Annotated in this window: 14 protein-coding genes; 11 read left to right on the top strand and 3 right to left on the bottom strand. The window is 34.0% G+C overall.

Annotation, left to right across the window (positions count from 1 at the left end):
- Positions 1-2: 2 nt before the first annotated feature.
- The 9 genes from E3U55_RS03345 to E3U55_RS03385 all read left to right on the top strand — a co-directional run bounded on the left by E3U55_RS03345 (position 3) and on the right by E3U55_RS03385 (position 7,796).
- A complete protein-coding gene (locus E3U55_RS03345) occupies positions 3-986 on the top strand; it encodes an alpha-ketoacid dehydrogenase subunit beta (protein WP_134338924.1) in 984 nt (327 codons plus the stop codon).
- A 26-nt stretch (positions 987-1,012) separates the two neighbouring features.
- Positions 1,013-2,290 carry a dihydrolipoamide acetyltransferase family protein gene (locus E3U55_RS03350; protein ID WP_134338925.1) on the top strand — a complete coding sequence of 426 codons (1,278 nt, stop codon included), beginning with the start codon at positions 1,013-1,015 and terminating at the stop codon, positions 2,288-2,290.
- Positions 2,291-2,479: 189 nt separating this feature from the next.
- Positions 2,480-2,911, top strand: a complete 432-nt coding sequence (locus E3U55_RS03355) for a BrxA/BrxB family bacilliredoxin (RefSeq protein WP_134338926.1) — start codon at positions 2,480-2,482, stop codon at positions 2,909-2,911.
- 94 nt (positions 2,912-3,005) lie between these two features.
- On the top strand, positions 3,006-3,959 hold the full coding sequence (locus E3U55_RS03360) for an aromatic acid exporter family protein (protein WP_134338927.1): 954 nt from the start codon (positions 3,006-3,008) through the stop codon (positions 3,957-3,959).
- Between the two features lie 341 nt (positions 3,960-4,300).
- A complete protein-coding gene (locus E3U55_RS03365; RefSeq protein WP_134338928.1) occupies positions 4,301-5,008 on the top strand; it encodes a hypothetical protein in 708 nt (235 codons plus the stop codon).
- On the top strand, positions 5,005-5,745 hold the full coding sequence (locus E3U55_RS03370) for a hypothetical protein (RefSeq protein ID WP_134338929.1): 741 nt from the start codon (positions 5,005-5,007) through the stop codon (positions 5,743-5,745). The genes E3U55_RS03365 and E3U55_RS03370 overlap by 4 nt, the downstream gene beginning before the upstream one ends.
- 19 nt (positions 5,746-5,764) lie before the next feature.
- A complete protein-coding gene (locus E3U55_RS03375; protein ID WP_134338930.1) occupies positions 5,765-6,142 on the top strand; it encodes a hypothetical protein in 378 nt (125 codons plus the stop codon).
- Between the two features lie 31 nt (positions 6,143-6,173).
- A complete protein-coding gene (locus E3U55_RS03380) occupies positions 6,174-6,647 on the top strand; it encodes a GNAT family N-acetyltransferase (protein ID WP_134338931.1) in 474 nt (157 codons plus the stop codon).
- Between the two features lie 216 nt (positions 6,648-6,863).
- Entirely contained in the window at positions 6,864-7,796 is a 933-nt protein-coding gene (locus E3U55_RS03385; RefSeq protein ID WP_134338932.1) for a DUF2268 domain-containing putative Zn-dependent protease, read from the top strand.
- A gap of 115 nt (positions 7,797-7,911) precedes the next feature.
- Here E3U55_RS03385 and nadA read toward each other — a convergent pair whose 3' ends face one another.
- Together nadA and nadC are read right to left on the bottom strand one after the other, a co-directional pair.
- Positions 7,912-9,012: a quinolinate synthase NadA gene (gene nadA, locus E3U55_RS03390; protein WP_134338933.1), complete on the bottom strand. Its 1,101-nt coding sequence runs from the start codon at positions 9,010-9,012 to the stop codon at positions 7,912-7,914.
- A gap of 3 nt (positions 9,013-9,015) precedes the next feature.
- Entirely contained in the window at positions 9,016-9,864 is an 849-nt protein-coding gene (gene nadC / locus E3U55_RS03395; protein ID WP_134338934.1) for a carboxylating nicotinate-nucleotide diphosphorylase, read from the bottom strand.
- A 140-nt stretch (positions 9,865-10,004) separates the two neighbouring features.
- Between nadC and E3U55_RS03400 the strand changes: the two genes are divergently transcribed.
- Positions 10,005-11,135 (top strand): IscS subfamily cysteine desulfurase, encoded by a 1,131-nt coding sequence (locus E3U55_RS03400; RefSeq protein WP_194840809.1) that lies wholly within the window; start codon positions 10,005-10,007, stop codon positions 11,133-11,135.
- 13 nt (positions 11,136-11,148) lie between these two features.
- Positions 11,149-11,688 carry a transcription repressor NadR gene (locus E3U55_RS03405; protein WP_323740396.1) on the top strand — a complete coding sequence of 180 codons (540 nt, stop codon included), beginning with the start codon at positions 11,149-11,151 and terminating at the stop codon, positions 11,686-11,688.
- A gap of 32 nt (positions 11,689-11,720) precedes the next feature.
- Here E3U55_RS03405 and E3U55_RS17240 read toward each other — a convergent pair whose 3' ends face one another.
- On the bottom strand, positions 11,721-11,870 hold the full coding sequence (locus E3U55_RS17240; protein ID WP_153801889.1) for a hypothetical protein: 150 nt from the start codon (positions 11,868-11,870) through the stop codon (positions 11,721-11,723).
- Between the last annotated feature and the right edge of the window lie 116 nt (positions 11,871-11,986).

An 11,986-nucleotide genomic window follows, 5' to 3' on the forward strand; every position in this document is an offset into this window, starting at 1 on the left:
TTATGCCAGTTATGTCTTATATTCAAGCTGTTACTCTAGCGATGAAAGAAGAAATGGAACGTGATGAAAAAGTATTTGTATTAGGAGAAGACGTCGGTAAAAAAGGTGGCGTATTCAAAGCCACAGATGGTCTTTATGATCAGTTTGGAGAAGAACGTGTAATTGATACACCTCTTGCTGAATCAGCTATTGCTGGTGTTGGTATTGGTGCAGCAATGTATGGAATGCGTCCAATTGCAGAGATGCAATTCGCAGACTTTATTATGCCAGCAGTCAATCAGATTATTTCTGAAGCAGCAAAAATTCGCTACCGTTCGAATAATGACTGGAGCTGCCCAATTACAATTCGTGCACCATACGGTGGTGGCGTACACGGTGCGTTATACCACTCACAATCTGTTGAAGCAGTATTTGCCAATCAACCAGGATTGAAAATTGTTATGCCTTCTAACCCATATGATGCAAAAGGATTGTTAAAGGCAGCCATTCGTGATGAAGATCCAGTCTTATTCTTTGAACATAAACGTGCGTATCGTTTACTTAAAGGTGAAGTACCTGAAGATGATTATGTACTTCCAATTGGAAAAGCTGATGTTAAGCGTGAAGGTGATGACATTACAGTTATTACTTATGGCTTATGTGTTAACTTTGCTCTTCAAGCTGCTGAAAAGTTAGAAGAAGAAGGTATTTCAGCTCACATCTTAGATTTAAGAACGGTTTATCCATTAGACAAAGAAGCTATTATTGAAGCGGCTAAGAAAACAGGTAAAGTATTACTTGTTACAGAGGATAACAAAGAAGGAAGTATCATGAGTGAAGTAGCAGCAATTATTTCTGAGAACTGCTTATTTGATTTAGATTCTCCAGTTCAACGATTAGCTGGTCCAGATGTTCCGGCTATGCCTTACGCACCAACGATGGAGAAATTCTTTATGGTTAATCCAGACAAAGTTGAAGAAGCTATGCGTGACTTAGCAGAATTTTAATTGACTGATAAAGGAGGTTAAGAGATATGAGCGTTGAAAAAATCACAATGCCCCAACTAGGTGAAAGTGTAACAGAAGGTACAATTAGTTCTTGGTTAGTCGGTGTCGGTGACCAAGTTAATAAATATGATCCAATTGCAGAAGTAATGACGGATAAAGTTAATGCCGAAGTTCCATCGTCTTTTACTGGAACGATAAAAGAATTAGTGGCTAACGAAGGCGATACAATTGAAGTCGGAGAACTTATTTGCTACATCGAAGTAGAAGGTGGAGCGAGTGAGGAAGCAACTGAATCCGATGAAAAAGACGATTCTTCAAATGAACAACAAGAAGAGCAGGCTGAACAGAAAGATCAATCAATGAAGAAACGTTATTCACCTGCTGTATTAAGGTTAGCTCAGGAAAATGATATTGACTTAAATGAAGTCGAGGGTTCTGGCCGTGGCGGAAGAATTACTCGTAAAGATTTAGAAAAAATCATTGAATCAGGTAATATTCCGCAAGCTGATTCAGCACCTAAGGCTGAAGAAACAAAGCAGCCATCACAACCTAAAGCAGCACCATCTCAACCACAAGCTCCTGCAGAAACGCAAACTGCAGAAGCAGGTGATGTAGAAATTCCAGTTACAGGTGTTAGAAAAGCCATTGCACAAAATATGGTTAAATCAACGACTGAAATACCACATGCTTGGATGATGGTAGAAGTTGATGTAACTGACCTTGTTAATTTACGAGATGAATTAAAAGTAGACTTCAAACGAAAAGAAGGCTTCTCGTTAACTTACTTTGCATTCTTTGTTAAAGCTGTGGCACAAGCTCTTAAAGAGTTCCCAGAGTTAAACAGTATGTGGGGTGGCGATAAGATCATTCAGAAGAAAGACATTAACTTATCAATCGCTGTTGCCAATGAAAATCAATTGTTTGTTCCTGTTATCAAAAATGCAGATGAGAAGAGCATTAAAGGAATTGCAAAAGATATCGTTGAATTGGCTAATAAGGCTAAAAACGGTAAATTAACAAATGATGATATGCAAGGTGGTACATTTACTGTCAACAACACTGGTTCATTTGGTTCGGTTCAGTCTATGGGAGTTATTAATCACCCTCAAGCTGCGATATTACAAGTTGAATCTATTGTTAAGAAACCTGTTTATATGAACGGTATGTTTGCAGCGAGAGATATGGTTAACTTATGTCTATCATTAGATCACCGTATCTTAGATGGTTTAGTATGTGGTAACTTCATGCAGCGTGTTAAAGAAATTTTAGAGAACATGTCTAAAGACAACACGTCTGTTTATTAATTGTTAAATTTAAAAAAGTAGATGGTTGCATCACGCCATCTACTTTTTCACTTATTATTTAAAAATTTTAATACATAGAAAACGAGCATGTATAAAGTAAATAATAGTGGCAATATAATTGAAAGAGCACTATAAAATTGATAGGATATTAATGTATACTTAAATATTTGAAAAAAGGAGCCATTTAAAATGGATTTTAACATTTATATGCAAGATTTTGTTAACCAGGCAAGAACTGAAATTACAGAAGCTGGTTTTGAATCATTAACAACACCTGAGGAAGTAGATGCAGCTCTTGCAAAAGAAGGTACAACACTTGTAATGATTAACTCAACTTGTGGTTGTGCAGGTGGCGTTGCTCGTCCAGCAGCAGCTAATGCTGTTCATCATGATCATAGACCTGATCATCTTGTAACTGTTTTTGCAGGGCAAGATCGTGAAGCTACTGAGAGAGCGAGAGAGTATTTCGAAGGTTACCCACCATCTTCTCCTTCTTTCGCATTATTAAAAGACGGTAAAATTCAAAAAATGGTGGAGCGTCATGAAATCGAATCTTCAACACCAATGGAAGTAGTACAACAACTACAATCTTTATTTGATGAGTATTGTGAAGAATACTAAGTGTAGATAAAGGTGGTTATTAACCACCTTTTTTCTTTTGTCTTTTTTACAGATAAGATATAGTAATGATAGAAACTAAGAAAGAGGCTGAATTATGTTTAAGATTGGTTCAAGGACCATAAAAACAGCAATCGGTGCTCCCGTATCCATATTTATTGCTCAACTGATTGGTTTAGATAACTTTATTTCGGCAGCAATCTTAACAATTCTTTGTATCCAGGTGACAAGGAGACGTTCCATTCTAAGTGCTTGGTACCGTTTTTATGCATGTTTAATAGGAATTGTTGTATCCGGAGCAACGTTTGAATTGGTAGGGTATATGCCTGTAGCTGTTGGAATTGTCTTAATTATATTTATTCCGATCACAGTAAAATTGAAAATTACTGAAGGTGTAGTGACGAGTTCAGTAATTATTTTACACATTTACGGGGCTGGCCAATTAACCACGGGTGTTGTGATTAATGAAATAATATTATTGGTCGTAGGTTTAGGTGTTGCTTTATTCTTAAACCTGTATATGCCAAGCCTGGAATCAGATCTTGGAGAAGTACAAAATGAAATTGAAGAAAATTTCTCAAAAATATTGGAAGAAATTGCTCACTTTCTAAAAACGGGGGAACATTCTTGGACAGGTGCTGAATTTACTAAAGTAGCACAATTACTTGATCATGCTAACAATTTGGCATCTAGAGATGTCGAAAACCATTTATTAAGAAGTCATCATCCTTATTATCATTATTTTCATATGCGTCAAAAGCAGTTTGAAGTATTGGAACGAATGTTACCATTAATCAGTCGCATTCATGCTACAAAAGATGAGTATGACTATATAGGTGAATTGTTTCAAGACTTATCAGATCATGTTCAACCTCAAAACACGGCTGTTAAATATCTAGAGAAACTTCAAAATATACGAAAAGAATTTAATAAAGAAGAACTTCCTAACGACCGAAAAACCTTTGAAGAACGTGCGAACCTATATTTATTATTAAATGAAATTGAACAATATTTGATTTTAAAAAGATCATATAAGAAAAGTGATATTTAATAAATTTAACTACAAAATTGTTATAACAATTTTGTAGTTTTTTTGTTCTAAATGTCTATTTTATAATTAACAAGTTTTACATATATAGGTTGGATATTTATGTTAATATGAAAAAGGAATATACATAATATAACGCCTACAAATAATTGGTTCAAAGCTTTAAATTTTAAATTGCTTGTTTCTAGATTAAATAAAGTTAAGCTTGTTTTATGAAGTGGATATCTATTAAACTATTATTTTTTTATAATCAATAAGCTCTTAATAGAACAGGAAATATCACTAATAAAAAGGTAACTCTAGTCATTAGATGGCTATTTTACATAGAAAAGGAAGTAAACTGTATGGTATATAGTAATGTGGTGACAATTATAGCTACTATTGTGGCATGGCTTATTATTGGTGGCTTAGTCTTAATTAAACATAAAAAACTGCAAGATAAACCGAAACTATGGAAAGTCATTTTAATTGTAATAGTTGGAATGTTTTCTTTCACTATTAATTTAAACTTTCAAGGTGTTTCAATGCGCATTCCTATTTTGCCGTTAGGTGTTTTGTTATTAATGTTTGCTTTTAGAAATAAAGGTGAAAGTTGGCAAAAATATCGAATTTATGCATGGATTGGTTTTCTCGGTCAGTTTATTTTTATTTTAACTTCCCTGCTAACTATTCCGGTTAATTCAGTTCTTTATCCAGAAGAGGAACTTTCAACTTATATAGCAAATACTCATAATGCTAATATCATTCAAACGCACCCATCTGGTGAAGAGTATTCTTTAAATAAGGAAATTTTATCAAAACAAATTAAAAGTATGAAGCAGGAATCTGTCTATAGTGAACAGTGGTATCAAGAATTAACAGTTAATCCTGATTCAACAAAAGTAAATGAACGGTTCCCTTACGTTGTAATAGATACTTTACCAAAGTGGGGGAGTGGGTTTGAAGGTCTCATTTATTTAGAGAAAGATGGAAAAGGGTTACTTGTTTCTACAGCAGCCGGGCAATATTATTTCCGCGGAGAGGTCTCAGTATTGATGGAGGAACAGAGATGACTAAGAAAAAAATACAAGTGATTCTATTAAGTGGAGTAATTTTGGTGGCACTATTTTTAATCTACTGGTTTTATTTTTCAAAGCCAACTGATTTTCCATCAGACCAGCAATTAGCTAAGGAAATCAATCAAATTTTTCCTAAAGCTGATGTAGATACGATTCAGGATACAATCATATTGGATTCAGAGCATGTTTTTGTCCCGTTTGTATCCAGTAACGAAGAATATGGTTCAAGCTATTGGACGTGGGAAAAACATAAATGGAAACCTGTTTATATTAATACTGTAGGCGATCCTCTGGTTTGGAGAATTGATTCAAAAGATCCTTCTTCTTCATTCATAGTTTGGAATATTCATCCCCGTGACAATGTGAACTATATGAGATTTTATATGATTCGTGATCGTGGTTATCATATTTCATACGGAATACACACATATATTCCACAAATTCAAATGGAAAAGCAGTTATCTTTAAAAGAACAAGGGTATGGCGTTCTCAAGTTACCAATTGAATGGGGGAATTTTTTAACCCGTGCAAATAGGTTAGCAAAAGCTCAGAATCCTAATGTGACATTTAATAGTTTACTACCAGATGCTAGTGTTTACATTGGTTGGATGCCTTATAATAGTGACGACGAACTAGTTTTTCCTGAAAATTCTGTGAATGGTCATGGATTTATTAATGGAGACATTGAAACGGATTTTGTGAGATTATTGAATGAAATTGATTTGGAGTGATTATTTAAGGGGGAAGTTCATGAGAAAAAAGAAATCATTATTATTTTTAATTTCTATAGGTTTAGTTATTATCTTAGCTGTTATTTATTCCTACAACTATAAAATTATAAAAGGTGACTATAATCAACTCACGATTACAAAAATGAATGAGCAGACACACGTTATTCATGATTTAAATGAGATTAGAAATATAATAAATAAAATAAACAACAGTTCAAGAGAATTTCAAGTTCCTATCAACAAAGGTTTTAAATATGATTATTTACCTCATGGACTTCTCACATTTGAAAATGAAACTGAAAAGAAAGTGTTAGGGATAGTTTATTTACAAAAAAGTCAAGTAAGTATACTAACTGACTATTGGGAAATCAAAACAGATTTTAGCTTTAGTCACTAAGTAAAATAGTAAAGTAGAGAGGAGAAAGAAAATGAATATCACATTAAGAGAAATAAATGAGAATGATTTGCCAGTGTTTTTTGAATTTCAGAAGGATCATGATGCTTTGCAAATGGCTGCATTCACAGCTAAGGAACCAGATAACTGGGAGCAATTTATGAATCACTGGAACAAAATTCTTGGTGACGAAAGCATTGTAAAACGTGCCATCATAGTCGAACAGGAAGTAGTTGGAAACATCATCTGTTTTAAACAATTTGGTGAGTGGGAAGTTACGTATTGGATTGATAGAAAGTTTTGGGGAAAAGGGATCGCTAGCAATGCGCTAAGAGAGCTATTAAACATCGTTTCTATTAGACCTTTGTATGGCAGAACGGCAAAGGATAACATTAGCTCACTCAGAGTTTTGGAAAAATGCGGGTTTCAGATTATTGGCGAAGATACAGGGTATGCCAATGCTCGTAACAAAGAAATAGAAGAATACATTTTCAAATTAACTGATTGAGTTAACATACATAAAACATATTCAACAACAGATTAATTGAGGTGAAGTAAGTGTTAATTTTTTTCATAATGATTATTTTAATAATTTTCCTATTCGATTTTGCAAGATTTAGAAGCCAGAATGATAAATTGATAGAACAAAATGAAAAGATTATTTCTTTGTTAGAAGAGATAAATGAGAAATAAGTTCTTTGCTGATTTTTAGGGGGAGAAGGTATTGAGGAGTAAAAAAATCTTAATTAATAATTTATTAATTATTTTTTCAGCACTTCTAATATTAAGCAGTTGTGAAAATAAAGAAGACGATATTACTGTTTCATTCGAACACCCAGATACTGGACAACCTTTCCAAATCGTTAATGCTTATAAGCTTTATAATGACTATTTTGAAAAGGCAACTCAAGACAAACAGCAAAAGAACATTAAAGAGCTATACCAATCTATTATTATTGACCCAATTTACGATCAGTGTTTTGCAGACGGAGAATATTTGCATTTAGTTGATCTTTTTTTGAATAATACACAGAATGACTATACGGCTTTAAAAAACTTAATACAAGATATTGACCAAGAACATGTGAGTAAAGTGATTAAAAATGCTTTATTCACCTCTTCTGAATATCTACTTGTACAAATCAATACAACTGTATGTGTAGTGCCTGTTGTAGAATTAAAAACACCTAGTAATTTGGTTACTGTTGGTTCTGGTAAGATAATGTTTTTTTATACAGGGCACTTCAATGAAGATACACTCAAAACAGGAATTGCTCACGAATATCACCATAGCGTATGGACTCATAAATATTTTAGTAGTGAAGGATTGACTACTTTTTTAGACAATATAGTATTTGAAGGAAAAGCAGTAGCGTTTGAAAAACTTGTTCATCCTGATGGCTCATTTTTTCCTGTCTATCCTTATTATAGTTTGACACATTGGGAAATGATTGAGCCTCATTCATCCGTAAAAGATATAAATCGATATATAGAAATTATGTTTGGAGGTGGAGATTTACCTCGATTTTATGGTTATAGCGTGGGTTATAAAATGGTAAAATCCTACCTTGATAAACATCCTAATTTAACTCCGAGTGAATGGCTGGGGGTTAGTTCAGAAGAGATCTATGATGAAGCAGACTTTCTTTCTAAATAATTTGGATGAAACAGTAATTATTTTATGATTATACGTACTAAGAATGAAAGGCCTTATAAATTATGAAAATAAATAAAAGCTCAGTTTATTTATAACCGAGCTTTTATATCTATAATTAGAGATTTAACATTCTGTTGAGTGCTAATTTTGCATTGTAAGCAATATCTTCATCAACCGTAATTTGATTAATAGGCTGTCCCTGAATAATCGAATCTAGACTCCAAGCTAAATGTGGTAAATCAATTCGATTCATTGTCAGGCAAGGACACATATGAGGGTTTAATGAAATGATTTCTTGGTCCGGGTTCTCTTTAATTAACCGTTTTACTAAGTTCATTTCGGTCCCAATAGCCCACTTTGAACCGGATGGTGCATTTTCAATCTGATCAATAATATATTTAGTTGAACCACTATAATCTGATAGAGCCACTACTTCACGACGGCATTCTGGATGAACAATGATATTCATATCAGGATATTGCTCTCGAACTTGTTCGACATTATACACGGTGAAGTTTTCATGAACTGAACAGTGGCCTTTCCACAAGATAACCTTCACATCTTCAAAGTCCCCATCAAAATGTAGCTTTTCTAAAATTGGATCCCATACAGCCATTTCCTCTAACGAGATACCTAGTTCGAAAGCTGTGTTACGCCCAAGGTGTTGGTCAGGTAAAAATAGTAGTCGCTGTTTTTGTTTAAATGCCCATTTCATAACGTTTTTAGCATTTGATGAAGTTACAGTTGTGCCCCCATGTTTACCGACAAAAGACTTAATTGCTGCCGTTGAATTCACATATGTCATGGGTAGAATCGTATCACCAAATATCTGCATTAACTCATTCCAGGCATATTCTGTTTGTTGAATATCTGCCATATCTGCCATTGAGCAGCCTGCTCTTAAATCTGGAAGATAAACCGATTGATTATCATCAGAAAGAATGTCAGCCGTCTCAGCCATGAAATGAACGCCACAAAATACGATATATTTAGCACTCGTGTTTGCAGATAATTGGGCAAGTTGCAGTGAATCTCCTCGCGCATCAGCAAATTGAATAACTTCTTCCTTTTGGTAATGGTGGCCAGGAATGAATAAGTCGTTTCCCAATTGCTTCTTAGCAGAAATTATCATTTCTATGAGTTCTTCATCCGTTGAATTTTTATATTGTTCAGGGATACTAGATATATTTTTTTCCATTTGTTTTAGTAAACTCATAATTTATATCTCCTTTCGATCCTCAAAATAGACTTCCGCACTGATGTCCAAAGATTCAATCTGATGTGTTAAACAGCCTAATGAAATGACATCAAGACCTAAATGAGCATATTCAGGTAAATCGTTTAACTGAATCCCACCAGAAGCTTCAGTTAGGATAGAGTTTGGAATTAATTTAAGAGAATTTGAAATTTCCTGCGGTGTCATATTATCTAATAGAATGCAATCTGCTTTAGCAGAAACAGCCTCTTTCACTTGCTCTTGATTTTCTGCTTCAACTTCTATCTTGACCATATGTCCAACATGATCACGAACTTTATGAACTGCATCTGAAATAGACCCACAAAAATTGATGTGGTTATCTTTGATCATAACCGCATCATCCAACCCAAAACGGTGATTACTTCCACCACCTTGTTTAACAGCGTACTTTTCCAGCATTCTTAATCCTGGTGTAGTTTTACGTGTATCAGTTATTTTAGTTGGTGAACCATTCAACAATTCAGTGGCCATTTTAGTTTTCGTAGTTATACCACTTAAACGCTGAATTAAATTCAGAATTACCCGTTCAGCTTGAAGTAATTCTATGATTGGACCTACAATTTGAGCTAAGGTTTGCCCTAGGTAAATGTTTTCTCCGTCATGAACAGAAACATTAACATCAATCGTTGGGTTAAAAAGTTTAAAACCATATGTAATAATGTCTTCGCCACAAAAATAGCCTTCTGATTTACTGATTACAATTATTTTTCCATGACGTTCATCAAAAATTGATTCTGTAGTAAGGTCTTGATACCCTATATCTTCAATAAAAAAGTGCTCTAATTGTTGTTTAAGTTTTAATTTGTTCACCCTTCATCCTTCTTTCAACATGACTTGGTAATAATTAATGATAACTATATGTTTTTACACCTGTCTTGACATATATATTTACATATAATTTAATGAATGACAAGAGGAGAAAGAAATTTTCTGTAAGGGGAATGAATGTCATGATTTATTTTGATTACGCCGCAACAACACCAATGAGTAATGAGGCGCTTAAAGCTTATATTGAAGTGGCTCAAAAATATTATGGTAATACAAATAGCCTTCATGATTTAGGAGCTCAATCTGAACAGTTGCTAGAGCAATGTAAAGGTACTTTAGCGAATTTAATAGGAGGAGAGCGGGAGGGGATTTATTTTACAAATGGTGGTTCAGAAAGTAATATGCTAGGAATTAAACTCCTTTTAAACCAAGATAATAGAAAACATATTATCATATCAACAGCTGAGCATAATTCAAATCATCAAATCACCCGATTCTTAGAATTAGAAGGTTACAAAGTTAGCCATATTCCTTTTACAAGAAATGGTCAAATTGATATAGATTTTCTAAAATATGAGATTACTAACGATACTGCGCTGGTTATTGTTCAACATATAAATGGAGAAATTGGAACGATACAACCCATCAATGAAGTTGCTGAAATATGTAAGAGACACGATATTTTCTTACACGTCGATTGTGTTCAAAGCTTTGGTAAAATTGACCTGAAAAATATCTCCCCAGTGGTGGATAGTTTATCTGTGTCTTCACATAAAATTTACGGGCCTAAAGGGATCGGATTTCTTTATACTAACCATCAACCGACAACAAGCCTTGAACAATTAATTTTACATGGTAACACTTATGATTTACCAGGTATTGTTTCCTTCACGGTCGCAGCAAACGAAGCAATTGAATTGATGGAAAGTGAAAAGAAGCAATTGATTGAATTAAGAGAAGCTTTTATCGAACAATTAGAACCTATTAAAGAATTTATAACGATATACGAAAATAAAAACCAAAAACAACTACCCTCAATAATTGGCATGGCAATTGAAGGAATAGAAGGTCAATGGGTTATGTTAGAATGTAATAGACAAGGTTATGCGATATCTACAGGCAGTGCCTGTGATGTTAAATATAATCAAACGCCCAATACATTACGAGCCTTACAAGAAGACGAAATTAAGGCAAAAGGTTTTTTTAGAATATCGTTTGGTAGACAAACTAACATGAACCAAGTTAAAGAATTAGGTCGCTTTTTAGTAGCGATGACATTGCAATATAAAGGTACAGTAGAATTGAATCCTTAAGGAGGAGTCATTTGTGAAACATAAAATGACAGCAGATGAAAGAAGAGAATATATACTTAAACTATTAAAAACAAGTCAAGAACCACAGTCAGGACGTGAATTAGCTGAAAAGATAGGCGTAAGCAGGCAAGTCATTGTTGGGGATATGGCTATACTAAAAGCAAGAAAAGAACCCATTCTGGCGACGAGTCAGGGTTACATATATATGGCGGATCAGAAGGAAGGTTCAGGGATTGAACGTACGATAGCCTGCTATCATCGTCCACAAGATACACAACATGAGTTGAATATTTTAGTTGATCATGGCGTGTTTGTGAAAGATGTTACGGTGGATCACCCGATTTATGGAGAGTTTACAGCACAGCTCAGAATCTCGAACCGCAAAGAAGTAAAGAAGTTTTTAAACCAATTAGAAGAGTCAAGTGCTTCATTGTTATCTGAATTAACGGAAGGCATCCATTTACATACCATTGTAGCTAATCACGAGGAAGATTTAGATGAAGCTGAAAAGGCTTTAGAAGAAGCGGGATTTTTAGTAGACAAAAAGGTATGAGCAAGTTCGCTCATACCTTTTATTTTTGAGAATTATATAAACATAGCAGCACCGAATGTAAAAACTGAAAGTAACATTGTAATAACCATTAACCAAATGATTATCGTTGTCCAAATGTTACGCTTTCTGTTTCTTGATGAAAAAGGAGCTTGCGGCTGCTTTTTCTTTTGTTTTTTCGACACGATGGATTCCTCCCTTACAGATAACGCTATTATTTATTGTAAAAGAAAAAGTTTGATTGGACAAGATTAATCTTTCCTTTAAAATAGTAATAGGAGAGAATTTTCTTACACTTTAT

Origin of the sequence: Filobacillus milosensis (genome assembly GCF_004402015.1) — a bacterium.
GTDB lineage: Bacteria > Bacillota > Bacilli > Bacillales > Alkalibacillaceae > Filobacillus > Filobacillus milosensis.

Excerpts from the sequence above, each read along its gene's own strand:
- E3U55_RS03370 (WP_134338929.1), top strand. The coding sequence starts at position 5,005 with ATGACTAAGAAAAAAATACAAGTGATTCTATTAAGTGGAGTAATTTTG.
- E3U55_RS03365 (WP_134338928.1), top strand. The coding sequence starts at position 4,301 with ATGGTATATAGTAATGTGGTGACAATTATAGCTACTATTGTGGCATGG.
- E3U55_RS03380 (WP_134338931.1), top strand. The coding sequence starts at position 6,174 with ATGAATATCACATTAAGAGAAATAAATGAGAATGATTTGCCAGTGTTT.
- E3U55_RS03345 (WP_134338924.1), top strand. The coding sequence starts at position 3 with ATGCCAGTTATGTCTTATATTCAAGCTGTTACTCTAGCGATGAAAGAA.
- E3U55_RS03355 (WP_134338926.1), top strand. The coding sequence starts at position 2,480 with ATGGATTTTAACATTTATATGCAAGATTTTGTTAACCAGGCAAGAACT.
- nadA (WP_134338933.1), bottom strand. The coding sequence starts at position 9,012 with ATGAGTTTACTAAAACAAATGGAAAAAAATATATCTAGTATCCCTGAA.
- E3U55_RS03350 (WP_134338925.1), top strand. The coding sequence starts at position 1,013 with ATGAGCGTTGAAAAAATCACAATGCCCCAACTAGGTGAAAGTGTAACA.
- E3U55_RS03360 (WP_134338927.1), top strand. The coding sequence starts at position 3,006 with ATGTTTAAGATTGGTTCAAGGACCATAAAAACAGCAATCGGTGCTCCC.
- E3U55_RS03400 (WP_194840809.1), top strand. The coding sequence starts at position 10,005 with ATGATTTATTTTGATTACGCCGCAACAACACCAATGAGTAATGAGGCG.
- E3U55_RS03375 (WP_134338930.1), top strand. The coding sequence starts at position 5,765 with ATGAGAAAAAAGAAATCATTATTATTTTTAATTTCTATAGGTTTAGTT.